The organism is Salinicola salarius, assembly GCF_002179555.1.
GTDB lineage: Bacteria > Pseudomonadota > Gammaproteobacteria > Pseudomonadales > Halomonadaceae > Salinicola > Salinicola salarius_A.
In genome coordinates this window covers 1-25327 of the sequence record NZ_NHOU01000034.1, presented here as the reverse complement: position 1 = coordinate 25327, position 25327 = coordinate 1, and the positions used below count along the sequence as shown (strand labels likewise).

The following is a 25327-nucleotide window of genomic DNA, read 5'->3' as shown; positions in this document are numbered from 1 at the left end:
TGGCAGGGCGTCCTGGAATGAACGCTTACCGCCAGGAGGCGACATCGAGAGTGGCAGGATGAGGGCCGAGCGCCGACTGTCTTGCAGCAATCGGCGCTCGCATTGGGCGGGAGGCTTTCGGTTCAACCCGCCCGGGCGTACTTGGCGACCGCCTGGTCGACATGGATGCAGGCAACCTTGACCCGGTCGTTGACGCTATCCAGCGGCGGATCAGCCTGGGTGCAGGCCTCGGTCGCCAGATGGCAGCGCGGGGCGAACGGGCAGCCCGGCGGCGGCGCCAGCGGCGACGGCGGTTCGCCCTTGAGGTGGACGCGCTCGCGTCGGCGGTTGGGATCCGCCACCGGCGTGGCCGAAAACAGCGCCTGGGTGTAGGGGTGGCGCGGCGTGGTGAAGACCTCCTCCGCCGGCCCGGTTTCCACCGGCTGGCCGAAGTACATCACGATCACGTCGTCGGCGATGCGGCGCACCACCGACAGATCGTGCGAGATGAACACGTAGGCCAGCCCGAACTCGTCCTGCAGATCCGCCAGCAGGTTGAGCACCTGCGCCTGGATCGACAGATCCAGCGCCGAGACCGGCTCGTCCAGCACCAGAATCTTCGGGTTGAGCATCAGGGCGCGCGCAATGGCGATGCGCTGACGCTGCCCGCCGGAGAACATGTGCGGGTAGCGATCGGCGTGTTCCGGGCGCAGCCCGACCTTGGCGATCATGTCCAGCGCCGCCTGGCGTCGCTCGGCGGCGCTCATCTCCTTGCGGTTGAGCTTGAGCGGCTCTTCCAGCATGGTCGCCACGGTCTTGCGCGGGTTGAGCGAGCCATACGGGTTCTGGAAGATGATCTGCACCTCGCGGCGCAGCGCGGCCGGCGGGCGCTGCCCCTCCTTCAACGATACCTCGTGCCCGCTGATCGTCAGCTTGCCGCTGGTGGGCGGCTCGATCATCGTCAGCACCCGGGCCAGGGTCGACTTGCCGCAGCCGGACTCGCCGACAACGGCCAGCGTCTGGCCGGGATAGAGTTCGAAAGTGGCTTCGTTGAGCGCTTTCACCGTCGCCGGCTTGGAGAACGGCCCACCCTTGATCTGATAGTGACGGGTCAGATTGACGGCGCTCAATACGGCATCGCGGCTCATGGGCGCACCTCTCTATGCGGGCTGGATTGCGGGTTGTCTCGCGCCACGCCCGCCGCAGCCGGCGACGGCGAGATCCCATCTTCCAGTGGATAGTGACACAACGTACGGGCCGGATCGTCCGGCGCCGCCACCGGCTCGACCTCGCGGCAGTGCTCGGTGGCATAGCGGCAGCGCGGGTTGAACAGGCAACCCGTCGGGCGATCATGCTGACCGGGCACGACGCCGGGAATGGTCGGCAGGCGATCCTGATCGCCGGCGCGCTCCGGCAGCGCCGACAGCAGCGCCTCGGTGTAGGGATGACGCGGATTGGCGAACAGCGACTTCACGTCCTGCTTCTCGACCTGGCGGCCGGCGTACTGGACCACCACGTGCTTCGCCGTCTCCGCGACCACGCCCATGTCATGGGTAATCAGGATCAGCGCCATGCCGGTGTCTTCCTGCAACCGCAGCAGCAGCTCGAGAATCTGCGCCTGGATGGTGACGTCTAGCGCCGTGGTCGGCTCGTCGGCGATCAGCAGGCGCGGGTTGCAGGAGATCGCCATGGCGATCATCACCCGCTGGCTCATGCCGCCGGAGAGCTGATGCGGATACGCCTTGATCCGACGCGCCGGGTCGGGAATCCCCACCTGCGCCAGCAGATCCAGCGCCCGCTCGTGGCGCTCCTTGCGCGATCCGCCCAGGTGCTGCTTGATCATCTCGTCGATCTGGGTGCCGACGGTGAAGCAGGGATTGAGGCTGCTCATCGGCTCCTGAAAGATCATCGACATCTCGCCGCCGACGATGCGCCGGCGCTGGCGCGAGCTCAACTGCTGCAGATCCTGGCCATCGAAGGCCATCTTGTCGGCGGTGACCTGTGCCGTCCACGGCAGCAGGCCCATGGTGGCGAGCATCGACACGGACTTGCCGGAACCGGACTCGCCCACGATCGACCACACCTCGCCGCGGTCGACGTTGATATTGACGCCCTCCACGGCCGCGAACAGGCCACTGCTCGTCTGGAAGCGAACGCTGAGCCCTTCGATATCTAGTAATGCCATGAAAGAGCCTCCTGCGTCATGAACGCTTCATTTTGGGATCGAGCGCATCGCGCAAGCCGTCACCCATCAGATTGATCATCAATACCGTGAGCAGAATGATCAGCCCCGGGAACGTGACCGCCCAGTAGGCGCTACCCATGAACTCGCGCGCATTGGCCAGCATCGCGCCCCACTCCGGCGTCGGCGGCTGGACGCCCATGCCGAGAAAACCCAGCGCCGCGATATCGAGAATCGCGGTGGAGAAAGAGAGCGTCGCCTGCACGATCAGCGGCGCCATGCAGTTGGGCAGCAGCGTGTTGAACATCAGCCGCAGGTGCCCGGCGCCGGAAAGCCGGCTGGCGATGACGTACTCGCGACTCTTCTCGCCGATCACCGCGGCCCGCGTCAGGCGCACGAAATAGGGTAGCTGCACCATGGCGATGGCGATCATGGCACTGGTCAGGCCGGGACTGAGAATGGCGACCAGGCCCAGTGCCAGCAGCAGGCTGGGGAATGCCAGCACCACGTCCATCACGCGGGTGATCACGGTCTCGATCCAGCCGCGGAAGTACCCGGCCAGCAGGCCGAGGAAGATCCCGGCGCCCATCGAGATGATGACCACCATGGCGCTGATCGAGAGCGAATAGCGCGCCCCGTAGATCAGACGTGAAAGAATGTCGCGACCCACGGCATCCGTACCGAGGAGATAGTCCCAGCTTCCTTCGGCATGCCAGACCGGCGGCACCAGCAGCGCCGAACGGTCCTGCATCGCCGGGTCGTGCGGGGCGACCCAGGGCGCGAACAGCGCGACCAGCAGAATGAGAACGATGAAGATCAGGCCGACCAGCGCACCGCGACTGGCGCTGAAATCGCTCCAGAAGGAGGCCAGCTGGTAGCGGAACGTCCCGGGTGCGGCGGGGGTGGAAATTGCAGCCATTGTCATGCCCCCTTAATGGCGAATGCGTGGATTGATGACGCCATAGGCGATATCAACCAGCAGATTGACGATCATCACAATGAACGCGATCAGCACCAGACCACCCTGCACCGAAGGATAGTCGCGCCGCGAGATCGCATCGATCATCCACTTGCCGATGCCCGGCCAGGAGAAGATCGTCTCGGTCAGAATCGCCCCCGCCAGCAGCAGGCCGACCTGAAGGCCGATCACCGTCACCACCGAGATCAGCGCGTTGCGCAGCGTATGCACCATGATCACGCGGAAGTTCGACAGCCCCTTGGCGCGCGCGGTGCGAACGTAGTCCTCGCCCAGCACTTCGAGCATCGAGGAGCGCGTCTGACGCGCGATGACCGCCAGCGGAATCGTGCCCAGCACGATCGCAGGCAGGACCAGGTGATGCAGCGCGGAGAGAAACGCGCCCCAGTCGCCGGCGATCAGGCTATCGATGGTCATGAAGCCGGTGACGGAGTCGATGAAATACAGAAACGAGATGCGTCCGGAAACCGGCGTCCAGCCTAACGTGCTGGAGAACAGCATGATCAGCAGCAGGCCCCACCAGAAGATCGGCATCGAGTAGCCCGTCAGACTGACACCCATGACGGTATGGTCGAGCGTCTTGCCACGCTTGACCGCCGCCAGCACGCCGGCCGGCAAGCCAATGATGACAGCGAACGCCAAGGCGAACAGCGAAAGTTCCAGCGTGGCCGGAAAGCGGCTCATGAACTCATCCATCACCGGCGAGTGGGTCACCAGGGAATTACCGAGATCGCCGTGCAGCAACCCCTTCAGGAAATCGAAATATTGGGCCACCAAGGAGCGGTCGAAGCCCATTTGCGCCTTGAGCTCGGCATAGCGCTCGGCAGAAATGCCGCGCTCGCCCGCCATCAGCAGAATCGGGTCGCCCGGCAACAGGCGAATGAAAGCGAACGCAACGATGGTGACGCCAATGAACGTCGGGACCAGCTGCGCCAGCTTGACCAGAAAGAATTTGAACATTTTGGAGTACTAGCTAGTCGCGCGATAAGAGACGGGGCGGCTTCAGAGCCGCCCCGTGTCCTCGCTAGGAGAGAATCACTTGATGTCGACGCCTTCGAAGCTATGGCCGCCGAGCGGATCGATCTTGTAGCCGGTCACTTCCTTGCGGATCGGCATGAAGACCGTGGAGTGGGCCAGGGTGTCCCACGGTGCCTGCTCCTTGAAGATCTCCTGCGCCTGCTCGTAGAGCTTGGCGCGCTCGCCCTGATCGCTCAGCGTGCGCGCTTTCTGGATCAGCTCGTCGAACGGCTGGTGGCACCACTGCGAACGGTTGGCACCGCCGACACCATCACAGCCGAGCAGCACGCCCATGAAGTTGTCCGGATCGCCGTTGTCGCCGGTCCAGCCCAGAATGACCGCGCCCTCGCGCTTGGTATCCGAAGAACGCTTCAGATACTCGCCCCACTCGTAGGTGACGATCTCCGCATCGACACCGACCTTGGCCAGATCCGACTGCATCAGCTCGGCGGTACGCCGCGCATTCGGCATGTACGGACGCTGAACCGGCATCGCCCAGATGTTCATCTTCAGGTTCTCGACGCCCGCATCGGCCAGCATCTGCTTGGCCTGCTCGGGATCGTACTGATCATCCTGGATGTCGTCGTTGTAGCCCCACATGGTCGGCGGGATCGGGTTCTTGGCGACTTCGCCAGCGCCCTGGAACACCGCGTCGATGATCGCCTGCTTGTTGATCGCCATGTTGAGTGCCTTGCGCACTTCCGGCTTGTCGAACGGCGCCTGCTGGGTGTTGTAGGCCAAGTAGGCCACGTTCAGACCCGCTTCCTGGAGTACGTTGATGTCGTCGTTCTGCTTCATCTCTTCGACATCGGACGGATTCGGGAACGGCATCACATGACACTCGCCCGCCATCAGCTTCTGGTAGCGAACCTGGGCATCGGAAGTGATGGCGAAGACCAAGTTGTCGATCGGCTGCTTGCCGCGGAAGTAGTCCGGGTTCGCCTGATAGCGAATGGCCGCATCTTCACGGTAGTTGACGAACTGGAACGGACCGGTGCCGATCGGCTGCTGGTTGGCCAGCTCCGGCTTGCCCTCGTCGAGCAACTGCTGCTCGTACTCCTTGGAGTGGATCGAAGCGAAGTCCATTGCCAGATTGGCGACGAATGGCGCGTTGGGCTTGGTGAGCACGAACTTCACGGTATGATCGTCGACCTTCTCGATCGACTTGATCAACTCGCCCATCGACATCGAATTGAAGTACTCGAAGCTGCCATTGGCGAGCTTGTAATACGGGTTGTTCTCGTCCATCTGACGCTCGAACGTCCAGATGACGTCGTCGGCGTTGAGTTTTCGACTCGGCGTGAAGAAGTCGGTGGTCTGGAACTTGACGTCATCGCGCAGATGGAAGGTCACTTCCAGGCCGTCGTCGGAGATTTCCCAGCTCTTGGCGATGGCCGGTTCGACTTCGGTGGTACCCGGCTTGAACTGGACCAGACGGTTGTAGACCGTCTTGCTCGACGCGTCGAAGGTGGTCCCCGCAGTGTAGAGCGAGGGATCGAAGCCTTCCGGAGAGCCTTCGGAGCAGTAGACCAGCGTCTTGGCCATGACCGGGGTCGCGCCCAGCATCATGGCGGCGATGCCAGCCGCAAGCAGCGTCTTCTTCATGATCAATCTCCTGCACAGCAGCACGCTGTTATTGTGATATCGGCTTGTGGCCGATTGTCATTGTGTTACCGGTCTGTCAGGTATCCGGTAATCGGCACAGACTAGAGCGTGAAGCAGCGTTTAATCAATTGTCCAATAGCGTGACCCGCAGTGGTTGCACTGACTGACCGTTCCGTTTAATAGAAGCGGCCAGCCACGCAGGACAAGACGCGATCGCCGCTATCGCTACGGTTGAATCTGCTCGCCGGCCGCCAGCCATTCGTCGACCTGATCGCGGTTTTCCTCGAGCCAGGTCCGTGCGCCCGCCACCGGATCGTCCTGAGACTCGATCTCCGACATCAGCTCGCCGAGACTTTCATCGCTCATGTGCCAGGCATCGAGCACCGCCGTCAGCCACGGATCGTCTCCCGAAAAGCCCTCGCGGGAGAACCAGTAGATCGTGTCACCGTCGCCATAGACCTTCTCGGGATCCTTGAGATACTTCAGATCGTAGTCCGCGAAGGCCCAGTGCGGATTCCACAGCGTTACCACGATCGGCTCTTCACTCTTGTAGGCGCGGTCGAGCGCGGACATCATCGCCGGTTCGGAGCTGTTCACCTGGTTCAGAGGCAGATCGTAGGTTTCGATAGCGTCGTCGGTCATCCCGGCGATCGCCGAGCCCGGGTCGATCCCCAGAATCGTCGGGCTGCCCTGGTATTCGAACTCGTCGGCACGCTTCGCCAGTTCCGGAATGGAATCGATGTCGACATAGCTCGGCACCACCAGGCCCAGCCCGGTCCTGTCATACCAGGCGTCGTGAACCTCGAGCGTATCCTTGTACGGCTCGAGAAACGCCTTGTCGGTATACGGCAGCCACAGTTCCAGCGACAGATCGAAATCGCCGCTCGCCAATCCCGCGAACAAGGCGCTCTTGCCGACATCCGATAGCTCGACGTCATACCCCTGGTCATCCAGCACCAGCTTCCAGAGGTTGGCGACGGCAACGTTCTCGGCCCAGTTGTTGGTGCCGATGACCAGCGGCTTTTCCTGGGCATGAGCCATAGCCGAGGCGGTCGAGCCGACGGCGAAAAGAGCGGCAGCGACTGGAACCACAAAAGCCTTTTTCATAATTTTTTATCCCTGCTTGTTGTTAGAAACAAAAACACAGCGTTATAAGTATCCGGATATTGGCGAAGATTGCTACCGCCAATCCTCGGGGAGCATTCATGAAGATTCAGCTCAAACGGATTTACGACGCCGCCGCCCAGAACGACGGCTATCGAGTTCTGATCGATGGCATGTGGCCGCGTGGCATCGCCAAACGAGATGCCAGGATCGATGCGTGGTACAAGACGCTCGCACCCAGCAAGGCACTACGCCAGTGGTTCGGCCATGACCGGGAACGCTGGCAAGCGTTTCGAAAGGCGTATCTCGCGGAACTCGCCGAGGCCGACACCACCGCTCTCGACGAGCTATGTGAGATCGCCCGCCAGCAGCAGCTGACGCTGCTGTTCGCTGCGAAAGACGTCGAACGCAATCATGCCGTGGTGCTCAGGGAGTACCTGCTAATGCGCGATGGACGATTGGAGAAGAAGCGATGAACGAGACGGAAGCGCTGCAGCTCGCCACGAAAGTCCAAAAAGCCTGCATCGAGGCCGCACTGTCTGGCTATGAAAATGCCGCCCTGTCCGGCTTGTGCCAGGAAGGCGCCATCAAGGCCGCAATCAGCGCGATCCAGATGCTCGATCTGAACGCGCTGGCGGTGCCGGGATCGCATCAGGATCCGACCTAGCCCGACATGCAACCACACCATTCGGGGCATCACGCTCGGCGAACTATCACTTTCGTCTAACAGGCGCTGACGTTTCAGACGTTTATGCTGGCTTCCTGCTTGTATGACAAAGAGCCGACTCACTGTCTGGCGTCTTTGCATGCCAATGTCTGATGCACCCGCCGAAGAGCCCGACCATGGAACAAGACATTACCCTTTCGCTTCGAGACGCCGAAGCGCTGAGCCTGCGCATCCTCGGCAATGCCGGATTCAGCGATGCCCACGCCGGCGCAATCACGCGCAGTGTGATCGCGGCGCAACGTGACGAATGCCATTCCCACGGCCTTTATCGCCTCATCAGTTGCGTGGAAACCGCCAGAAAAGGCGGCGTCGATACCCAGGCCGAGCCGGAGATCATCGATCAGGCGCCCGGCATCGTGAGGATCGATGCGCATCGGGGCAACTCGCTGCTCTCTTTCGAACGAGGCAAGTCGCACCTCAAGGAGAAGGCCGAACGTAACGGCATCGCCGCGCTCGCGATCAACAACTGCTTCCACTTCTCCGCGCTATGGCCCGAGGTCGAAGCACTCGCAGAGATGGGCCTGGTGGGCCTGGCGATGAACCCGACCCACGCCTTCGTCGCCCCCACGGGCGGCAATCGCCCGCTGCTCGGCACCAACCCCATCGCGTTTTCCTGGCCGCGACCGGGGAAGCACCCTTATACCTTCGATTTTGCCACCAGCGTCGTCGCTCGGGGAGAGATCGAGCTACACAAGCGCGCCGGAGACTCGATCCCCGAAGGCTGGGCACTGGATGACCAGGGCAACGCGGCCACCGATCCGGCAGCCGCGCTCGAAGGCGCCATGCTCCCCTTCGGCGGCCACAAGGGCTCCGCGCTCTCGACCATGATCGAACTGCTCGCCGGCCCCTTGATCGGTGACGTGCTCAGCCACGAGACTCAGCCCGCCAACGATCAAGGCACCGGCAAGCCCTACCACGGCGAGATCATCATCGCCCTCTCCCCCGCCACCTTCCTGGGCGAACGCGCCGACGCGCATCTCGCCCACGCGGAAGTGCTGTTCGAGCGCATCCTCGACCAGGGCGCCCGGCTGCCCTCGCAGCGTCGTTATGAAGCGCGGGAACGCAGCCGCGTCAATGGCGTGAAGATTCCCTTGGCGCTGTATGAAGAGCTGCAGAAGCTGGCGTGAAATATGAGACAGCGACATGAGAGGGATTCAGCTGCAAGTTAGGCGGAGAGAGGCGGATACGGCGGTTCGTGCCGAGGGCGACATTGGCGCCGCCCTTCTGGTTACCTGGCTCGATCAAGCCACCCGAGGGCGAATCCCCTCGTAGTGACCGTGGCGTCTGGCCTCATCCAGATCATAGGAATTCTGTAGCCGCAGCCAATAGCCCGGGCTGGTGCCGAAGTAGATCGACAGGCGCAAATCCGTGTCTGCCGTGATCGCCCGCGCCCCGCGCGTGATTTCGCCGATACGGGTCGCCGGGGCACCAATGGCCAAGGCATTGTTGGTCAAACCCAACGGCTCGATGACATCCTCCAGCAGAATCTCGCCAGGATGGATATTGGGGGTCGCTCTTCGGTCATCGTTCACCTCCTGTACCTTCCTGAGTATTACGGTCTCGAACGCAGACCCAATGTTTGATTTCGAAAGCCCTCTCCTCGCCCCGTCCGCGCTTCCATCCGCCCCAGGCAGGCCTATCGCGAGTCGTCATGATGACCGCCACCAGCCCCTCCCTCTGACACTTGTCTCTACACGATTCAAGCTCATGAAATTCGGATAAAAACTTCTGACCCAAGAAATTTTCATTGATGAAAATCTCGTAAACGAATGGATAAAGTTGCTCTAGACTATTGATTCATCAGGCAGTTACCGCTCTCGCAATCCACAACAGACATACGACTTGTCCAGCATCTAATACTTTTTGATTAATTAAAAATGTTCGATAGCGAGCCACAATGAGTCAATTCGAACATTAGCGAGCAGATCCGAACATGGCCAACGCAAGCTACGATCTGATTGTCATCGGCGGCGGTATCAACGGCGCGGGTATCGCGCGTGACGCCGCGGGTCGCGGCCTTTCGGTGTTGCTGGTCGAGGCGGATGATCTTGCCAGCCATACGTCTTCGGCTTCGACCAAGCTGATCCACGGAGGCCTGCGTTACCTGGAGCAGTACGAGTTCAAGCTCGTGGCCAAGGCACTTTCCGAGCGCGGGGTACTGCTCAAGGCTGCGCCGCACATCATCTGGCCGATGCGTTTCGTCCTGCCTCATCAGAAACATCTGCGGCCGGCCTGGATGATCCGAACCGGGCTTTTCCTGTACGACCACCTGGGTGGACGCCAGACGCTGGCGGGCTCGCATGGCGTCAAGTTCGCCGATCACCCGGCCGGGACGCCACTGAAGCCCGAGTTCGCCAGGGGCTTCGCCTACTCGGATGCCTGGGTTCAGGATGCTCGGCTGGTGGTGCTCAACTGCATGGACGCGGCCGACCGTGGCGCCCGTATCATGACGCGTACCCGCGCGGAAACGGCAGTGCGCAACGCCGACGGTTGGCAAGTCACTCTAAAGACGATGGACGGCGAGACAATCGCGGTTCACTCGCGCGGGCTGGCCAATGCGGCCGGGCCCTGGGCCGTACGTTTCCTCGACGAGGTCGCTTCGCAGAAGCATCCGTATTCGCTGCGCCTGATCAAGGGCAGCCATATCGTGGTCAACCGGCTGTTCGACCACGACTACGCCTACATCTTCCAGCAGCCCGATGGCCGCATCGTGTTCGCCATCCCCTACGAGCGTGATTTCACGCTGATCGGAACGACCGACGTCGAGCATGAGGGCGCACCGGGCAGAGTGGCGATCGAGGAAGACGAGGTCCGCTATCTCTGCGAATCCGCCAATCGCTATTTCGAGCAGTCGATCGGTCCCGACGACGTCGTCTGGAGCTACTCCGGCGTGCGCCCCCTGCTCGACGATCGCGAGGACAACGCCAGTGAAATCACCCGCGATTACCGCATCCAGCTCGATACCTCCGGCGGCGCCGTCCTGCTCAACGTCTTCGGCGGCAAGCTGACCACCTATCGGCGGCTGGCCGAGGATGCCGTCGATCAACTGGCCCCCGAGCTCGGCAACCAGGGAAAAGCCTGGACCGGCAAGGGCCACCCGCTCCCCGGCGGAGAAGAAGCGAAACCCCAGCATCTGTTCGAGTCGCTACAGGCCAGTCACCCCTTCATTCCCCTGGGCATGGCCAACCGCCTGGTCTTCAACTACGGGACCCGCGTGCGCGACATCGTGGAGGGTGCAAAAAGCCTGGAAGATCTGGGCGAGCATTTTGGCGCCGACCTGTATGCCGCCGAAGTCGATTACCTGCGCGATCACGAGTGGGCACGAACTGCCGAAGATATCCTCTGGCGGCGATCCAAGCTCGGGTTACGGCTCGACGATGATCAATGCCAACGGCTTGCCGACTACCTCGCTCGCTCTTCCGACGGGCCCACCAAGGCCGAGCCGGAAATCTAGGTACGCTCCCGGACCCCATAAGCGAACGCCGCCGTCGCGAATGACGGCATCAATCCAACTGCCATCGATACGAGAGGCGCAACACGAAGGAGGAAAACATGGCACGCCAGCCCATCATTTTTATCGGCATTCACCTTGCTGGGCATGCAAGTCCGGCCTTATCCGGATACGACACTCATGACATTAAGGAGTATTCATGGGAATTGTAGAAACGATACTGGTTCACGAGATCGCCGGAACGGCGTTCCTGACGCTACTGGGTTGCGGCGTCGTGGCCAACGTCCTGCTGAACAGGACGAACGGCAACGGCAGCGATGGCATCGTGATCTTCTTCGGCTGGGGGCTTGCCGTGTTCTGCGGGGTCTACGTTGCCTACGATACCGGTGCGCATCTCAACCCAGCGGTGACTCTCAGTTTACTTATCGGTCCGGCTCAGGAGTACGCCGATGGTATTCCGATCAATGTCGTCACGACTGTCACGTACTTTGTGGCTGAGTTCGTCGGCGGCTTTCTCGGGGCGGTCGTTTGCTACCTCGCCTATAAAAAACAGTACGATGACACCGAAGATAGCTCCATCAAACTGGCTACGTTTTCCACGGCACCGACCATCCGATCCTACGGCTGGAATCTGGTCAGCGAGATCGTCGGCACCTTTGTACTGATCTTCGTGATCATCATGTTCGGTAACACGCCATCCGGCCTCGGGCCATTGGCGGTCGCACTGCTGGTGGTCTCGATCGGGGCCTCGCTGGGTGGGCCGACAGGCTACGCCATCAACCCAGCGCGTGACCTCGGCCCCCGCATTGCCCATGCCGTACTGCCGATCAAGAACAAGGGCCCTAACGACTGGCGCTATGCCTGGGTTCCCGTGGTCGGCCCTGTCATCGGTAGCACGCTGGCTGCGCTTGTAGCCTACATCTATTAACCCGTCTGACTGATCGATTTCCGCAACGAATACGAGGAGCAACCGCCATGAGCGACGAAAAGAAATACGTACTCGCGATCGACCAGGGTACGACCAGTTCCCGCGCCATGCTGTTCGATCACAATGGGCAGATCGCAGGCGTTGCCCAGCGCGAGTTCGAACAGATCTTTCCGCGACCGGGCTGGGTGGAACACAACCCGCGCGACATCATGACCAGCGTGCTGACAACGCTGACCGAGGTGATCAACAACACCCAGGTCGACGTCTCGGAAATTGCCGGCATCGGCATTACCAATCAGCGTGAGACCACGGTGATCTGGGACAAGCACACCGGCCAGCCGGTCTACAACGCCATCGTCTGGCAATCGCGGCATTCGGCCGAGATCTGTGACCAGCTGCGCGAAGCGGGCCACGCCGACATGATCCGCGACAAGACCGGCCTGGTGATCGACGCCTATTTTTCAGGCACCAAGGTCAAGTGGATCTTCGACAACGTCGACGGCGTCAAGGAGAAGGCCGAAAAAGGCGACCTGCTGTTCGGCACCATGGATTCCTGGCTGATCTGGAACCTGACCGGCGGCGCCGAACACGTCACCGACGTGACCAACGCCTCGCGCACACTGATGTTCAACATCCGTGAACGCCGGTGGGATCCGGAGCTGCTCGAGCTGTTCGGCGTGCCGGAATCGATGCTGCCCGAGGTCAAATCCTCCAGCGAAGTCTATGGCAACGTGCTGCCGAAATACTTCTTTGGCAACGAGCTGCCGATCGCGGGTATTGCTGGCGACCAGCAAGCCGCCCTGTTCGGCCAGGCCTGCTTCAAGCCCGGCATGGCCAAGAACACCTATGGCACCGGCTGCTTCACGCTGATGAACACCGGCAGTGAAGCCACGAAATCGGAAAACGGTCTGCTGACGACCATCGCCTGGGAGATCGACGGCGAAGTCGAATACGCTCTGGAAGGGGCCATCTTCGTCGCCGGCTCGGTAGTGCAGTGGCTGCGCGACGGGCTGCGGATGCTGGGCAAGGCGTCGGACTCCGAAGCCTATGCCGAGCGCGCCGGCAGCAACGACGGCGTCTACCTGGTACCGGCCTTCACCGGCCTCGGCGCGCCCTACTGGAATTCGAACGTGCGCGGCGCGATGTTCGGCCTGTCGCGGGGTACCAGCAAGGAGCAGTTCATCCGCGCCGCCATCGAGTCCATGGCCTATCAGACGGCGGACGTCCTCAAGGCGATGCAGTCCGATTCGGGAATCGATCTGACCGAATTGCGCACCGACGGTGGCGCCATCGCCAACAACTTCCTGGCTCAGTTCCAGGCGGATATTCTCAACGTCGACGTGCTGCGTAGCGAAATCAACGAAACGACGGCGCTGGGCGCCGCCTATCTTGCCGGTCTCGCCCTCGGGTTCTGGGAGTCGCGCGAGCAGATCGCCGAGCAATGGGCGATCGAACGCCGCTTCGAACCCCACATGAGCGACGACAGGCGCAATGAACTGTATGACGGCTGGAAGCGAGCCGTACAGGCCACCATGGCCTTTCAGGTCGCCTCGTAGCAACTGTCGCGCCCAGCGAGACCGCTTGGCGATGCTGTTCAACGCATCGTTAGCAAGAGAGCTGGCCCGATCCCCATTGGATGGGGGTCGGGCCTTTTGTCATCCGGTCGAAATGGTCATCCGGTCGAAACGGGACGCCTTCGAGCCGAAACGCCACTCCGACAAAACACCCCCAAGACGCAGCGCCCCCAAATCCGGATAATGGCCGCCATCCGCCCGGGTCCAGAATTCGAGGCGCAGCCACTTACCAACGCGGTCCTTCTCCATGGAAATCAAGGTCAACTATCTCGACAACCTGCGTCAGGAAGCGCTGTTCGATGACTTCACCGTCATCACCGACCAGCCGATCCGCTACAAGGGCGATGGCTCCGCACCGGGGCCGTTCGACTACTTCCTGGCGTCTTCGGCGCTGTGCGCAGCCTACTTCGTGCGGGTCTACTGCAACGCGCGGGACATTCCGACCGAGAACATCCGGCTTTCGCAGAACAACATCGTCGACCCGGAGAACCGCTACAACCAGATCTTCAAGATCCAGGTCGAGTTGCCGGACGATATCTCCGAGAAGGATCGCATCGGCATCCTGCGCTCCGTCGAGCGCTGCTCGGTCAAGCGGGTGATCCAGAACAACCCGGAATTCCAGATCGAGACGGTCAAGAGCATCGACGAAGACGCCCAGGCGCTGCTGATGGCGGGGACTCATGTCAAAGACGGCGAAGGCGAATCGACCTGGATCGAGGGCAAGGATCTGCCGCTGGAGCAGACCATCGCCAACATGACGAAGATCCTTGCGGACCTCGGCATGAAGATCGAGATCGCTTCGTGGCGCAATATCGTGCCGAACGTGTGGTCGCTGCACATTCGCGACGCCGCCTCGCCGATGTGTTTCACCAACGGCAAGGGCGCCACCAAGGAAGCCGCGCTCTGCTCCGCGCTGGGCGAGTTCATCGAGCGCCTCTCCTGCAACTTCTTCTACAACGATCAGTTCTTCGGCCCGGAGATCGCCGATAGCGATTTCGTCCATTATCCCGGTGAGAAGTGGTTCCAGCCGGGGCCGAATGACGAACTGCCGGTAGAAATTCTCGACGACCACTGCCGGGCGATCTTCGATCCGGAAGGCGAGCTGCGCGGCTCGCATCTGTTCGACACCAACTCCGGCCGGACGGATCGCGGCATCGTCTCGCTGCCCTTCGTGCGCCAGTCGGACGGCGAGACGGTCTGGTTCCCGTCGAACCTGATCGAGAACCTGTATCTCAGCAACGGCATGAGCGCGGGCAACACCATCGCCGAAGCGCAGGTGCAGTGCCTTTCGGAGATCTTCGAGCGCGCGGTGAAACGACAGATCATCGAGCAGGAGATCGTGCTGCCGGACGTGCCCGAAGCCGTGCTGGCGAAATATCCCGGCATCGTTGAAGGCATCGAAGCGCTGGAAGCCCAGGGCTTCCCGGTGCTGGTGAAGGATGCCTCCCTCGGCGGCCGCTATCCGGTGGCCTGTGTCACGCTGATGAACCCGCGCACCGGCGGTGTCTTCGCTTCCTTCGGCGCGCACCCCAGCCTGCAGGTGGCGATCGAGCGCAGTCTCACCGAGCTGCTGCAGGGCCGGAGCTTCGAAGGCCTGAACGACCTGCCACCGCCCACCTTCAACTCCCAGGCGGTGTCGGAGCCCAACAACTTCGTCGAGCACTTCATCGACTCTTCCGGCGTCATCTCCTGGCGCTTCTTCAGCGCCCGGGCGGATGTCGAGTTCGTCGAGTGGGACTTCTCGGGCTCCAACGCGGAAGAGGCAGCCGCGCTGTTCGGCATTCTCGAAGCCGAAGGGCTGGAGGCCTACGTGGCGATCCATGAAGACCTGGGCGCGCCAGTCTGCCGCATCCTGGTACCGGGCTACTCCGAGGTGTATCCGGTCGAAGATCTGGTGTGGGACAACACCAACATGGCGCTCGCCTTCCGCGAGGATATCCTCGACCTGCACGCGCTGGACGATGCACAGCTGGCCGACCTGCTCGAGCGTCTGGAGGAGAGCGAGCTCGACGAGCAGATGAAGATCATCACCCTGATCGGCATCGAATTCGACGAGAACACCGTCTGGGGCCAGCTCACGATCCTCGAGCTGAAACTGCTGATCAACCTGGCGCTCGGCCAACTCGAGGACGCGCTGGACAAGGTCGAGATGTTCCTGCAGTTCAACGACAACACCGTCGAACGCGGCCTGTTCTATCAGGCGCTGCTTGCCGTGCTGCAGATCACGCTCGACGATGAACACGAGCTCGACGACTACCGCTACAACCTCAAGCGCATGTTCGGCGAGGAAACGATGACGGCTGTCGTCGGTTCCGTGGAAGGCTCGGTACGCTTCGCCGGTTTGACGCCAACCAGCGTGCAGCTGGAAGGCCTGGATCGCCACCAGCGCCTGCTCGAAAGCTACCGGAAGCTGCATGCAGCGCGAGCGGCCCGGCAAGCCTGAACTCGCTCACGCAACCCGCATGGAGAGCCGCCCGCCGAGTGATCAAGCGGGCGGCTTTTCGTTTCGGCGTCAGCGATGGTTCACGCCGTCGGTGGCCGCAATCGACTCCAGGTCACAGGGATCGTCACCGCAGCATGGTGCGATCCGATCTCGGCCTATCGTGTCGCGCTATCCCCTTTCTCACGAGCTTCACACCTTCGTCACTCGCGCCGCCTAGCCTGTTGTCACTGGCACCAATGACCTCGAGCGGATGGAGACGGCACGATGACGATCGATCGAAAAGGCTTTTCCAGGCGTGACTTTCTGATCACCAGTGGCCATCTCGGCATCGGCCTCGGGTTGGCCGCCACCGGGCTGCTGGGGGCGCCGGCGATCATCATGGCGGAAGGTCGACGTCCGACGGTCGAAGGCGGCGTGATGAGCGGCGATGCGCTGACGGACCGCGCGATGCTGTGGGGGCGCGCCAGCATGCCATCGCGGATGCTGGTCGAGGTTGCCGACAACCCGGAGTTCCGCGGCGCCCGCCAGTTGCCTTGGGTCGACGTGCTGCCCAGCACCGACCTGATCGGCAAGATCGATGCGACCGGCCTTCAGGGAATGAATACCGTGCATTACCGGGTACGTTTCGCCGCCCTGGGAGACGAACGCGCGGTGAGCGAGCCGATGGTCGGGCAACTGCGCTTGCCGCCATCCACCCCGCGCGACCTGCGTTTCGTGTGGTCGGGCGACGTCGTCGGCCAGGGCTGGGGGATCGACGAATCCCGTGGTGGCATGCGCACCTGGGAAGCGATGCGCCAGGTCCGGCCGGATTTCTTCATCCACTCCGGCGATACCGTCTATGCCGATGGCCCCCTGCAGGAGCGCGTCGCGCTGCCGGACGGCAGCGCCTGGCGCAATATCGTCACGCCGGCCAAGCAGAAGGTCGCCGAGACGCTAAACGAATATCGCGGCCAGCATGCCTACAACCATCTCGACGCCAATTTCCGCCGCTTCGCCGCCGAAGTGCCGATGCTGGCGCAGTGGGACGATCACGAGACGACCAACAACTGGTATCCGCAGGAGATTCTCGACAACGATCTCTATACGGAAAAGAACGTCGCGCTGCTCTCCGCCCGCGCCCGTCAGGCTTTTCTGGAATACATGCCGATTCGCCTGCCCGCTTCCGCCCCGCAACGGATCTACCGACGTTTCTCCTACGGGCCGGGGATGGAAGTGTTCATGCTGGACATGCGCAGCTATCGCGGCCCCAACAGCGCCAATCTGCAAGACGAGGAATCATCGACCACCGCGTTCCTGGGCGAAAACCAGTTCCGCTGGCTGCGCCAGGCGCTGAACGATTCCACCGCGACCTGGAAGATCATCGCCGCGGACATGCCCATCGGCATGGTGGTGCCGGATGGCGATCAGCTCGAAGCGATCGCCAACAATGATCCCGGCCAGCCGCTCGGGCGCGAAATGGAGCTCGCCCGGCTGTTGCAGGCCATTCGCGACGACGATATCCGTAACGTGGTCTGGTTCACCGCCGACGTGCACTACACCGCCGCACATCACTACGCGCCGGAGCGCGCCAGTTTCAAGGCGTTCAAGCCGTTCTGGGAGTTCGTCAGCGGGCCGATCCACGCCGGCACCTTCGGCCCCAGCGAGATGGACGCGACCTTCGGCCCCGAAGTGGTCTTCCAGAAGGCGCCACCGGAGGGCCAATCCAACCTGCCGCCCTCGGCGGGCTATCAGTTCTTCGGCCAGGCCGATCTGGACGCCGAGAGCGAAAGACTCACGGTCACGTTGAAGGATAGCGACGGAAACACGCTGTACACCCAGGTGCTCGAGCCGGAAGCCCGCTCCGCCAGCGCCTGAAGGGAGCGGACTGGAAACCGGAAACTTACACCAGCTTGCCCGGATTCATGATGCCGAGCGGATCGAGCGCGGCCTTGATCGCACGCATCACCGCCCAGCCTTCGCCATGTTCGGCCTCCATGTAGGCGCGCTTGCCGGTGCCGATACCATGCTCGCCGGTGCAGGTGCCGCCGGCGGCCAGGGCGCGTTCGATCAGGCGCCGGTTGAATGCCGCCAGCGTCTCCAGCTCCTGTTCACTATGGCGATCCACGGCGACGACCAGATGGAAATTGCCGTCGCCGACATGACCGAGCAGCGGCGCGACCAGGCCGCTTTCGGCGACATCGGCTTGGGTCGCTTCGATGCACTCGGCCAGCTTCGATATCGGCACGCAGATATCGGTGGCGAGAAATTCCATTCCCGGACGCAGCGCCTTGGCGGCGTAGGCGGCATCGTGGCGGGCCTGCCATAGCCTCTGGCGCTCTTCTTCCCTCGTTGCCCAGGCGAAATCGCTGCCGCCGAATTCCTGGCACAGTTCCGCCATCGCTTCGGCCTGCTCCTTCACGCCGGCGTGAGTGCCGTGGAATTCCAGGAACAGCGTCGGCTTCTCGGCGTAGTCGAGCCCGGAGAAGCGATTGACCGCCTGTATCGCGAGGGCGTCCATCAGCTCGATTCGCGCCATGGGTATGCCGTACTGGATCGAGGCGATGACGGTATCGATGGCGCCGGCGACGTTCTCGAACGCCACCGTCGCCGAGGAGATCGCCTCCGGCAGCCCGTGCAGTTTCACCGTCAGCTCGGTGATGATGCCGAGCGTGCCTTCGGCGCCGATCATCAGATGCGTCAGGTCGTAGCCGGCGGCGGACTTGCGCGCCCGCGTGCCGGTCTTGACGATGCGCCCGTCCGGCATCACCACCGTCATCGACAGCACGTTCTCGCGGATGGTGCCGTAGCGCACGGTGTTGGTGCCGCTGGCGCGGGTCGAGGCCATGCCGCCCATGCTGGCGTCCGCCCCCGGATCGACGGAAAAAAACAGACCGGTGGCACGCAGATGGGTGTTGAGCTGGGCACGCGTCACCCCGGGCTGGACGGTGGCGTCCATGTCTTCGGGGCGAACGTCGAGAATCGCGTTCATGGCGGAAAGGTCGACACACAGGCCGCCATGATCGGCGATCACCTGGCCTTCGATGGAAGTGCCGACACCGTAGGGAATCACCGGCACCCGGTGGGCCGCGCAGGCCCGCACGATCGCGGAGACTTCTTCGGTGGAGTGCGGAAAGCAGACGGCGTCCGGGGCGGCCGGATGGTGCCAGGACTCGTCATGCCCGTGCTGCTCGCGAATCCCCGCCACCGTGGTGATGCGATCGCCCAGCATTGGCTCGAGATCGGCGATCAGCGCCCAGAGCGTTTCCGCATCGGGGCGTGGGGGCAGTTTGGTCGCAGAGACAGTGGCATTCTCATTCCCGGCGGTCGATGGGGTTCTGGCGTTAAACGTGCTCATGGCAGTACTCTCAGCGTGGCGTGCGAGCTCACTTAGTAAGCGAGCTATCTTTCGCACCACAGCATACCGCAAGCCATCGCTACCGACTTCATGTCGAACGCGACAGATCAACGGATTCGCGCCGCTATCCGACAGATGAGCGACACGCATGACAGGACCGGATACCGTCCACGGCTGAGACAGCTGTGGAATACCCGTCAGCCCGGTCGACGATATTTTCTGACAGCGGTATCGCTTGACGGAGACGACTGCGCCACGTATACCAATTGATATGCCTTAAGGCTATCAAACGGAGTAATCGTCATGGACGTCCGCTTTACTCAATACCAGCCACCGAAAGCCTCGGCCTCCGGCTTCTGGCAACAGATCGGCCTACCGGCGCGAGGCCGCAAGTTGCACGAACTGCTGCATGAAGGCGTGGAGTACCGGGTCTATCCCAGGCTTGCCCAGGTGTCGGGGATCGAGCAGAAGGCACTGGCGCGCTATGTGGATATTCCTTCCGCCACGCTTAGCCGCCGTGCCAAGTCGGGCCGCTTCAAGTTGGCGGAAAGCGACCGACTGTATCGCTTTGCCGAGCTTTTCAAGGCGGCGCTGGATCTGTTCGAGGGCGATGCCGAAGGCGCTCGCGCATGGCTGCTCAAACCCAATATCGGCCTTGGTGGGCGCAAACCCATCGAGATGAGCGCGACGTCAGCCGAATATCAAACGGTACTGAACCTGATCGGGCGATTGGAGCACGGAGTCTCGGCGTGATGGAGGTGTACGCTTATCGGCTGGTCAAACGTCAATATCAGGACACCGCCTTCGATGGCGAAGGCGCACGGCTTTATGGGGGGCGCTGGAACAGCCCGGGCCGTGCCTGTGTCTATGTGGCAAGTTCCGAATCGCTGGCGCTGCTGGAAATCATGGTGCATCTGGAAAGCTATCGGTTGCTCGATGCCTATGCACTACTGCGCCTGACACTGCCCGCCGAGAGCATCTTGAGAGTTGGCGCAGAGGATTTACCGGACAACTGGCAGGAAGCGCCAGCGCCAGCAGAGACTGCCGAGCTGGGTGATGGCTGGCTGACCTCTGGCCAAAGCCTGGCACTGGCGCTGCCCAGCGTAGTGGCGCCAAGAGAGTTCAACTACATGCTCAACCCCGGACATCCGCTGTTTGATCCGATTGTCGCAGCGGCCGAGCCCCTCCCCTTCAAGCCCGATCCGAGGCTGTAAACGGACGAAGGCAGCCAAGGCTGCCTTTGTGTCACGCGCTAGGTTCTCAGGGAACGCAATTCTCAGGCGGATACCGAATCTCGTGTCTCGGCCACCGGCGCTTCGGCCCGACCGATCACGCGTTCCAGATGCTCGCGGTATTCCGCCTGGTAGCGTTCGACTTCCGGCGCCTTGATCACGTCGTTGGCGATGAAGCTCGGCAGCCCGGCCAGCCCGACGAATTCCTGCGACTTGTGGAAGGCGAAGTAGACACCGTCGACGCCGAGGCCTTCGAAGAAGTTGCCCGGCTCGTCGAACGCTTCGATCGGCGCGTTCCAGGTCAGCGACAGCATGTAGCGACGCCCCTGCAGCAGCCCGCCGCTGCCGTACTGCTTGCTGGGATCGGTGCGCGTGCGCCCGTCGCTGGCATAGAGAGAACCGTGGCCGGCGGTGAACACTTCGTCGATGTAGCGCTTGAGGGTCCAGGGCGCGCCCATCCACCAGCCCGGCATCTGATAGACGATGACATCGGCCCAGAGATAGTTCTGCACTTCGGCGTCGATATCGTAGCCCTGCTCGATCACCGTCTCGCGGAGCTCGTGGCCCAGTTCGATCAGCGTGTGCCAGGCGATACCGTGCAGCGTATTGTTGAGCTCGCCGCTGGAATGGGCAAACGGCTTGCCGCCATTGATCAATAGAATCTTCATCGTTCGAGCGTTCTCCGTCGCGATCTTGAATGCCGCACCCCGGTGTTTCTCTGGCGCAGCGCAATGGCACCATTGTGGCGACAAACCGCAATGGATAAACCACGCTGGCGACAAGTCACTTTTGACTTAAAATCAATAACCGTCCGATCTCGCTGGGAGGCGTCCATGAAAAGCACGCTCGAGGAACAGCTGGCGTTCGTTGCCGTGGTCGACCGGGGTTCAATCACGGCCGCCGCCGAGGGGCTGGACATGACGGTCTCCGGCGTCAGCCGCGCGCTCAATCGTCTCGAGCGCAAACTGGGCACGACGCTGTTGCGACGGACGACGCGACGGCTGGAGTTGACCGAAGAAGGCGAGACGTTCCTCGGCCACGTGCGGTCGATTCTCGCCGCCGTCGACAGCGCCGAGGAAGCCATCGCCCACCATCAGGACCGGCCCCAGGGGCGGCTTCGCATCAACGCGGCGCCAAGCTTCATGCAGTTCGTGCTCGTGCCGGTGATCGGGGAATTCCATCAGCGCTACCCCGGCATCGCGCTGGAGCTCGACACCCACGACCGCTTCGTCGATCTGCTCGAACAGCGGGTCGATCTCGCCATCCGTATCGGCGAGCTGGAAGACTCTTCACTGCACGCTCGCCCGCTCGGCAATAGCCCGCTGCGACTGTTGGCGAGCCCCGAGTACCTGACGCGCCGCGGCGTCCCCCAGAGCGTCGACGATCTCGCCCACCACAGCCTGCTCGGCTTCAGCCAGCTGGATCATCTCAATCGCTGGCCGCTACTCGACGGGCGCGGTGAGCCGTTACATGTCAGGCCGACGCTTTCCGCCTCCAGCGGCACGACGCTGCTCGAACTCGTCATGGCGGGCGAGGGCATCGCCTGCCTGGCCGACTACGTGACGATCGCGCCCCGCCGGCAAGGCCGTCTCGTCGATATTCTGCCCGATCAGACGCAATTCCAGACCCAGCGCATCAATGTCGTCTACTACCGCCAGACCGCCCTCTCCCAGCGCGCCCGGCTGTTCATGGATTTCCTGGCCGAACGGCTGCCGGGACGGTATGTGAGCGCGTGACCGCGAACGACTTCACTGCCCGAAATCTCGCCTGCCCCTACTCCTCGCCACGTCGTTAACCCCCGTCAATCCAGCGCGCGGTTCTCGCTGGTATGCGGTCGGCCGCCGACTAAGCTCGATAAGTGACAAGCATGAACCTACAAGGAGTATCGATGATGACTCGAGGTCTCGGAGGCCGGTCTCCGGCCAATATCTCAAGCTATCTTGGCGGACCCAACACGTCGTACTTGCTGATGCAGGGTAAACCTCATAAAGGCCGCCCTGCGTGAAGCCGTCTTGTCCAGCCGGTGCCTTGGTGCAGCGCACATGACCGGGTCGGCGACAGTAGTGCACGGGATGGCTGGGTTCACCTTCCTTCACATACAGACCGACCTTGTATGCGACAAGTCGCTCCATGGCCTTGAGCCTCGCCTGTGGGTCATCCGGATCGTAGAGCTCGTCGACCAGGCAGTATTGAGCGCCTGTGCCTCTGTGCTGCCAAACCGGACGGTTCCAGGCGTCGACGCCGTACCAGTCGAGATCGCTGAGGAATATGGACTGAGTCATGGATGTCTCCCGTAAGTCGAGCCCTCGGTGGGGCTGATACATGACCCAGGGAAGACACCCTCCCAGGGAGAATGTCCTCCCTGAGCCGGGTCGTGAGAAAGGGGGCGGCGCCAGTGACGCTCGCCCCACTTCAACTGATTATGGTCGCTCGCCTTGACGTTCCCAGTAGGGATCGTAGGCGAAGGGTATCTCCAGACACGGCCCCTCACCCGTTTCCGAAACGAAGGGGATGACCGTGAATGTCACGCCACGCGCGCGGAGCTCCTCGAGGAGCTTTCGCGCCAGACGCGTGTCGCGAACGTAGAGATCGGATTCATGATGGCCGACGACCAGATCGGCATGACGCATGGCGTCGTAGATAGAGGTTTCCATCAGTGTCTCCCAATGCGGAGGGGAGACACCGCCCGCTGGGGAGATGTCTCCCCAGGCGGGTCAGTGGATTGGAAAGGTTAGAGCGAGGCAGCCGCCGGCGTCTCGAAAGAGCCGGCCGATTCACCGGACTGAGCCGCGGCATAGCCGTTGGGCTGAGTCGGTGCCGGCACCTCTTGCGACGGGGTCGCATTGGCATGGTCAGCTTGTGGCGCCGGTGTGTCAGCGTTGTCGGAAGCCGGGGCTTCGCGCTGATAGACCGTGTCGCCATCGATCTTGATCCACTTCACCAGTAGCAGCCGACCTTTCAGGCTGACACCGGTTTCGCCCTGGCGATCGCCTTTCTTGTACACGAAAGTGTCTGTCCAGAGATCGCCCAGCTTGAAGCCAATAAGGACTTTCCGCTTCATGTCCACGGCTTGCTGGCACTTGCGGACCAGTTTCTGCGCTTCCTGGCCGCTCACACGGCAGTCGAAACGCGTATAGCTGACGTCGTCCGCCGGCCCGTTTAGGGCGTTGATGTCGCAAGCCAGAAACGGTTCAGCGCGTTTCGGATCGACGGTACGGACGCGGTTGAGATAGCCAACCCCTTCGACGTGGAGGTTGAAGAAGGTGGTCTGGGCTTGAGTTGAAGTCGTCATGGTGGTTCTCCTTGAAGCAATAGGCATGCTCGGGAGACCACCATCCCCATCGGGGAAGTGATTCCCCGAGTGGGTAGGACGTCATATGGAAAGCTGCCTCCAACCGCTAGAGCGGCGCTCGCTTGCGGGAGGCGCGGCGAGCTTGGGTAAGGGCGTCTCGTTGGGGCCGGAAAGACCGTCCGGGCTGTCCGAAAACAGCGAGCTTGCCCCTCTAATGCTAGCGAGGCAGCACAGACTGTCAAGCGGCATTACGCTTAGAAGACGAGCCTTTCGAACGGCCGGCCGGTCAGGGCCGTGTAGGCCACGGTGTTCTGGATATTGGCATGCCCCAGGTACTGCTGGACGATCCGTAGATCCACGCCGCTGTTGATCAGGAGCACACCGCAAGCGTGACGAAGGGCATGAGGATGCCACTTCACGCCCAGGACCTGTTCGCTGAGCCGGTGCATCATGCGCCGGAAACCATCGACGCTGACCGGCGTCCCTCGTTCGTTGACGAACACCAGGCCCGACGAACGTCCGTCTTGTCGCTGATAGCGTTTCAGAGCACGCACCGTGCTGCCTTGAAGAGGGTGCGTACCATCGAGACTGCCCTTGATGCGATTCACACGCAGCTCATGCGTGACCAGGTCGATGGCCGACCAACGCAAGGTCACCAACTCCGAGACCCTCAGACCATGTTCGAAGGCGAGCCGAATTGCGCTGGCCCCAGCGAGTGGCCGGCAGCCAGTAGGGAGCACGACTCATCGCCTCGCCTCCCCCCGCCACCGTGCAGTGGGCGTCACCGAACTGGATATAAGAGGCCGCAGTGAGCACAGCCTGCAGGCCGCTACCACAGAGACGGTTAAGCGTCAGAGCCGGGGTCTCGATGGGTAGGCCGGCATTAACTGCTGAGACCCGAGCCAGATACATGTCACGGGGCTCGGTGTGGATCACGTTGCCAAACACCGCATGCCCGACGTCGGTATGCCTTACGCCCGAACGCGCCAAGGCCTCCCGGGTCACCGCTGCCGACAAATCGCCAAGGGAAAAGCCCGCCAGGACTCCGCCATAGCTGCCGATGGGCGTACGAATGCCACTGGCAATGACAACATCTTGCATATACTGACTCCCTTCAATTGATTCACTCTCCGGTAGTAACCGAAAAACTCATCTACTAGTGGGATATTTCATCTCCGAATGGTACAACCCGGTGATTTACCTGGCTGAGCCCCAGTCTCGTCCACCTGCTGGCTCCTCAGCCAACAGATGGACGAGAAGTACAAGGACGCCGCTGCGACGAATACCACATCGAAACTCATGGCATCGTGCTCGACTCTTTCTGGCACGTAAGGCCCATGCTGAATAAAAAAGCGACGGCGTTGGCCGTTATCCGCCGCAAAAATGGAGGAAGGAAAGGGTTACAGCTTGCTCTCAAGCTCAGGAACGACCTCGAACAGATCGCCAACCAATCCATAGTCCGCGACCTGGAAGATCGGCGCCT

The 25327-nt window shown here is 62.0% G+C and carries 24 protein-coding genes and 1 pseudogene; 11 read left to right on the top strand and 14 right to left on the bottom strand.

Annotated features, from left to right (window positions below; all coding sequences use genetic code 11):
- Nucleotides 1–122: 122 nt before the first annotated feature.
- The 6 genes from CCD76_RS16730 to CCD76_RS16705 all read right to left on the bottom strand — a co-directional run bounded on the left by CCD76_RS16730 (nucleotide 123) and on the right by CCD76_RS16705 (nucleotide 6866).
- Nucleotides 123–1127, bottom strand: a complete 1005-nt coding sequence (locus CCD76_RS16730; RefSeq protein ID WP_071232340.1) for a dipeptide ABC transporter ATP-binding protein — start codon at nucleotides 1125–1127, stop codon at nucleotides 123–125.
- On the bottom strand, nucleotides 1124–2164 hold the full coding sequence (locus CCD76_RS16725) for an ABC transporter ATP-binding protein (RefSeq protein WP_071232341.1): 1041 nt from the start codon (nucleotides 2162–2164) through the stop codon (nucleotides 1124–1126). The genes CCD76_RS16730 and CCD76_RS16725 overlap by 4 nt, the downstream gene beginning before the upstream one ends.
- Before the next feature lie 16 nt (nucleotides 2165–2180).
- A complete protein-coding gene (locus CCD76_RS16720) occupies nucleotides 2181–3080 on the bottom strand; it encodes an ABC transporter permease subunit (RefSeq protein WP_218777064.1) in 900 nt (299 codons plus the stop codon).
- Nucleotides 3081–3092: 12 nt separating this feature from the next.
- Nucleotides 3093–4097 carry an ABC transporter permease subunit gene (locus tag CCD76_RS16715; RefSeq protein ID WP_071232343.1) on the bottom strand — a complete coding sequence of 335 codons (1005 nt, stop codon included), beginning with the start codon at nucleotides 4095–4097 and terminating at the stop codon, nucleotides 3093–3095.
- A 75-nt stretch (nucleotides 4098–4172) separates the two neighbouring features.
- Nucleotides 4173–5759 (bottom strand): ABC transporter substrate-binding protein, encoded by a 1587-nt coding sequence (locus CCD76_RS16710; RefSeq protein ID WP_087720558.1) that lies wholly within the window; start codon nucleotides 5757–5759, stop codon nucleotides 4173–4175.
- Between the two features lie 225 nt (nucleotides 5760–5984).
- Complete coding sequence (locus tag CCD76_RS16705; RefSeq protein ID WP_087720557.1) at nucleotides 5985–6866, bottom strand: glycine betaine ABC transporter substrate-binding protein; 882 nt, start codon at nucleotides 6864–6866, stop codon at nucleotides 5985–5987.
- A 98-nt stretch (nucleotides 6867–6964) separates the two neighbouring features.
- On the opposite strand from CCD76_RS16705, the gene CCD76_RS16700 reads away from it, so the two are divergent.
- The 3 genes from CCD76_RS16700 (at nucleotide 6965) to CCD76_RS16690 (ending at nucleotide 8717) form a co-directional block, all read left to right on the top strand.
- A complete protein-coding gene (locus tag CCD76_RS16700; RefSeq protein ID WP_087720556.1) occupies nucleotides 6965–7339 on the top strand; it encodes a DUF488 domain-containing protein in 375 nt (124 codons plus the stop codon).
- On the top strand, nucleotides 7336–7530 hold the full coding sequence (locus CCD76_RS16695; RefSeq protein WP_087720555.1) for an acetyltransferase: 195 nt from the start codon (nucleotides 7336–7338) through the stop codon (nucleotides 7528–7530). The genes CCD76_RS16700 and CCD76_RS16695 overlap by 4 nt, the downstream gene beginning before the upstream one ends.
- 176 nt (nucleotides 7531–7706) lie before the next feature.
- Nucleotides 7707–8717: an Ldh family oxidoreductase gene (locus CCD76_RS16690; protein ID WP_087720554.1), complete on the top strand. Its 1011-nt coding sequence runs from the start codon at nucleotides 7707–7709 to the stop codon at nucleotides 8715–8717.
- Between the two features lie 114 nt (nucleotides 8718–8831).
- Here CCD76_RS16690 and CCD76_RS16685 read toward each other — a convergent pair whose 3' ends face one another.
- A complete protein-coding gene (locus CCD76_RS16685; protein WP_087720553.1) occupies nucleotides 8832–9122 on the bottom strand; it encodes a HigA family addiction module antitoxin in 291 nt (96 codons plus the stop codon).
- 401 nt (nucleotides 9123–9523) lie between these two features.
- Between CCD76_RS16685 and glpD the strand changes: the two genes are divergently transcribed.
- From glpD to glpK, 3 genes are all read left to right on the top strand, one after another.
- On the top strand, nucleotides 9524–11044 hold the full coding sequence (gene glpD, locus CCD76_RS16680; protein ID WP_087720552.1) for a glycerol-3-phosphate dehydrogenase: 1521 nt from the start codon (nucleotides 9524–9526) through the stop codon (nucleotides 11042–11044).
- A gap of 196 nt (nucleotides 11045–11240) precedes the next feature.
- On the top strand, nucleotides 11241–11969 hold the full coding sequence (locus tag CCD76_RS16675; protein WP_071232351.1) for an MIP/aquaporin family protein: 729 nt from the start codon (nucleotides 11241–11243) through the stop codon (nucleotides 11967–11969).
- 47 nt (nucleotides 11970–12016) lie between these two features.
- Nucleotides 12017–13525 carry a glycerol kinase GlpK gene (gene glpK / locus CCD76_RS16670; RefSeq protein ID WP_087720551.1) on the top strand — a complete coding sequence of 503 codons (1509 nt, stop codon included), beginning with the start codon at nucleotides 12017–12019 and terminating at the stop codon, nucleotides 13523–13525.
- Between the two features lie 99 nt (nucleotides 13526–13624).
- Here the strand turns inward: glpK and CCD76_RS19835 are convergent, their stop codons facing one another.
- On the bottom strand, nucleotides 13625–13807 hold the full coding sequence (locus tag CCD76_RS19835) for a hypothetical protein (RefSeq protein WP_143543309.1): 183 nt from the start codon (nucleotides 13805–13807) through the stop codon (nucleotides 13625–13627).
- On the opposite strand from CCD76_RS19835, the gene CCD76_RS16665 reads away from it, so the two are divergent.
- Nucleotides 13791–15986, top strand: coding sequence for an OsmC domain/YcaO domain-containing protein (locus CCD76_RS16665; RefSeq protein WP_087720550.1), 2196 nt, complete (start codon nucleotides 13791–13793; stop codon nucleotides 15984–15986). The two genes, CCD76_RS19835 and CCD76_RS16665, sit on opposite strands and share 17 nt — an antisense overlap.
- A 264-nt stretch (nucleotides 15987–16250) precedes the next feature.
- Complete coding sequence (locus CCD76_RS16660) at nucleotides 16251–17840, top strand: alkaline phosphatase D family protein (RefSeq protein ID WP_087720549.1); 1590 nt, start codon at nucleotides 16251–16253, stop codon at nucleotides 17838–17840.
- A 25-nt stretch (nucleotides 17841–17865) separates the two neighbouring features.
- Here the strand turns inward: CCD76_RS16660 and CCD76_RS16655 are convergent, their stop codons facing one another.
- Nucleotides 17866–19320 carry an FAD-binding oxidoreductase gene (locus CCD76_RS16655; protein ID WP_179208951.1) on the bottom strand — a complete coding sequence of 485 codons (1455 nt, stop codon included), beginning with the start codon at nucleotides 19318–19320 and terminating at the stop codon, nucleotides 17866–17868.
- Between the two features lie 303 nt (nucleotides 19321–19623).
- On the opposite strand from CCD76_RS16655, the gene parS reads away from it, so the two are divergent.
- Nucleotides 19624–20073 carry a type II RES/Xre toxin-antitoxin system antitoxin gene (gene parS, locus CCD76_RS16650; protein WP_087720548.1) on the top strand — a complete coding sequence of 150 codons (450 nt, stop codon included), beginning with the start codon at nucleotides 19624–19626 and terminating at the stop codon, nucleotides 20071–20073.
- Nucleotides 20073–20534 carry an RES family NAD+ phosphorylase gene (locus CCD76_RS16645; protein WP_087720547.1) on the top strand — a complete coding sequence of 154 codons (462 nt, stop codon included), beginning with the start codon at nucleotides 20073–20075 and terminating at the stop codon, nucleotides 20532–20534. Before parS ends, CCD76_RS16645 begins: the two co-directional genes overlap by 1 nt.
- Nucleotides 20535–20596: 62 nt before the next feature.
- Here CCD76_RS16645 and CCD76_RS16640 read toward each other — a convergent pair whose 3' ends face one another.
- Nucleotides 20597–21220, bottom strand: coding sequence for an NAD(P)H-dependent oxidoreductase (locus CCD76_RS16640; protein WP_087720546.1), 624 nt, complete (start codon nucleotides 21218–21220; stop codon nucleotides 20597–20599).
- A 165-nt stretch (nucleotides 21221–21385) separates the two neighbouring features.
- Between CCD76_RS16640 and CCD76_RS16635 the strand changes: the two genes are divergently transcribed.
- Nucleotides 21386–22288: a LysR substrate-binding domain-containing protein gene (locus CCD76_RS16635; protein ID WP_087720545.1), complete on the top strand. Its 903-nt coding sequence runs from the start codon at nucleotides 21386–21388 to the stop codon at nucleotides 22286–22288.
- A gap of 684 nt (nucleotides 22289–22972) precedes the next feature.
- Here the strand turns inward: CCD76_RS16635 and CCD76_RS16625 are convergent.
- The 4 genes and pseudogenes from CCD76_RS16625 to CCD76_RS20670 form a co-directional block, all read right to left on the bottom strand.
- The gene (locus CCD76_RS16625) at nucleotides 22973–23206 is read right to left on the bottom strand and encodes a hypothetical protein (protein ID WP_087720543.1); all 234 of its coding nucleotides are present in this window, start codon (nucleotides 23204–23206) and stop codon (nucleotides 22973–22975) included.
- Between the two features lie 77 nt (nucleotides 23207–23283).
- A complete protein-coding gene (locus CCD76_RS16620) occupies nucleotides 23284–23844 on the bottom strand; it encodes an STY4534 family ICE replication protein (RefSeq protein ID WP_087720542.1) in 561 nt (186 codons plus the stop codon).
- Nucleotides 23845–24098: 254 nt separating this feature from the next.
- Nucleotides 24099–24584 carry a tyrosine-type recombinase/integrase gene (locus CCD76_RS16615; RefSeq protein WP_256961346.1) on the bottom strand — a complete coding sequence of 162 codons (486 nt, stop codon included), beginning with the start codon at nucleotides 24582–24584 and terminating at the stop codon, nucleotides 24099–24101.
- A 19-nt stretch (nucleotides 24585–24603) separates the two neighbouring features.
- A pseudogene (locus CCD76_RS20670) lies at nucleotides 24604–24945 on the bottom strand (acetyl-CoA C-acyltransferase); the annotation flags it as partial.
- Nucleotides 24946–25327: the final 382 nt, after the last annotated feature.

Bases quoted from the DNA above. Each gene is read 5' to 3' on its own strand.
- CCD76_RS16730 (WP_071232340.1), bottom strand. From the start codon at position 1,127: ATGAGCCGCGATGCCGTATTGAGCGCCGTCAATCTGACCCGTCACTAT.
- CCD76_RS16725 (WP_071232341.1), bottom strand. From the start codon at position 2,164: ATGGCATTACTAGATATCGAAGGGCTCAGCGTTCGCTTCCAGACGAGC.
- CCD76_RS16720 (WP_218777064.1), bottom strand. From the start codon at position 3,080: ATGGCTGCAATTTCCACCCCCGCCGCACCCGGGACGTTCCGCTACCAG.
- CCD76_RS16715 (WP_071232343.1), bottom strand. From the start codon at position 4,097: ATGTTCAAATTCTTTCTGGTCAAGCTGGCGCAGCTGGTCCCGACGTTC.
- CCD76_RS16710 (WP_087720558.1), bottom strand. From the start codon at position 5,759: ATGAAGAAGACGCTGCTTGCGGCTGGCATCGCCGCCATGATGCTGGGC.
- CCD76_RS16705 (WP_087720557.1), bottom strand. From the start codon at position 6,866: ATGAAAAAGGCTTTTGTGGTTCCAGTCGCTGCCGCTCTTTTCGCCGTC.
- CCD76_RS16700 (WP_087720556.1), top strand. From the start codon at position 6,965: ATGAAGATTCAGCTCAAACGGATTTACGACGCCGCCGCCCAGAACGAC.
- CCD76_RS16695 (WP_087720555.1), top strand. From the start codon at position 7,336: ATGAACGAGACGGAAGCGCTGCAGCTCGCCACGAAAGTCCAAAAAGCC.
- CCD76_RS16690 (WP_087720554.1), top strand. From the start codon at position 7,707: ATGGAACAAGACATTACCCTTTCGCTTCGAGACGCCGAAGCGCTGAGC.
- glpD (WP_087720552.1), top strand. From the start codon at position 9,524: ATGGCCAACGCAAGCTACGATCTGATTGTCATCGGCGGCGGTATCAAC.
- CCD76_RS16675 (WP_071232351.1), top strand. From the start codon at position 11,241: ATGGGAATTGTAGAAACGATACTGGTTCACGAGATCGCCGGAACGGCG.
- glpK (WP_087720551.1), top strand. From the start codon at position 12,017: ATGAGCGACGAAAAGAAATACGTACTCGCGATCGACCAGGGTACGACC.
- CCD76_RS16665 (WP_087720550.1), top strand. From the start codon at position 13,791: ATGGAAATCAAGGTCAACTATCTCGACAACCTGCGTCAGGAAGCGCTG.
- CCD76_RS16660 (WP_087720549.1), top strand. From the start codon at position 16,251: ATGACGATCGATCGAAAAGGCTTTTCCAGGCGTGACTTTCTGATCACC.
- CCD76_RS16655 (WP_179208951.1), bottom strand. From the start codon at position 19,320: ATGAGCACGTTTAACGCCAGAACCCCATCGACCGCCGGGAATGAGAAT.
- parS (WP_087720548.1), top strand. From the start codon at position 19,624: ATGGACGTCCGCTTTACTCAATACCAGCCACCGAAAGCCTCGGCCTCC.
- CCD76_RS16645 (WP_087720547.1), top strand. From the start codon at position 20,073: ATGGAGGTGTACGCTTATCGGCTGGTCAAACGTCAATATCAGGACACC.
- CCD76_RS16640 (WP_087720546.1), bottom strand. From the start codon at position 21,220: ATGAAGATTCTATTGATCAATGGCGGCAAGCCGTTTGCCCATTCCAGC.
- CCD76_RS16635 (WP_087720545.1), top strand. From the start codon at position 21,386: ATGAAAAGCACGCTCGAGGAACAGCTGGCGTTCGTTGCCGTGGTCGAC.
- CCD76_RS16625 (WP_087720543.1), bottom strand. From the start codon at position 23,206: ATGGAAACCTCTATCTACGACGCCATGCGTCATGCCGATCTGGTCGTC.
- CCD76_RS16620 (WP_087720542.1), bottom strand. From the start codon at position 23,844: ATGACGACTTCAACTCAAGCCCAGACCACCTTCTTCAACCTCCACGTC.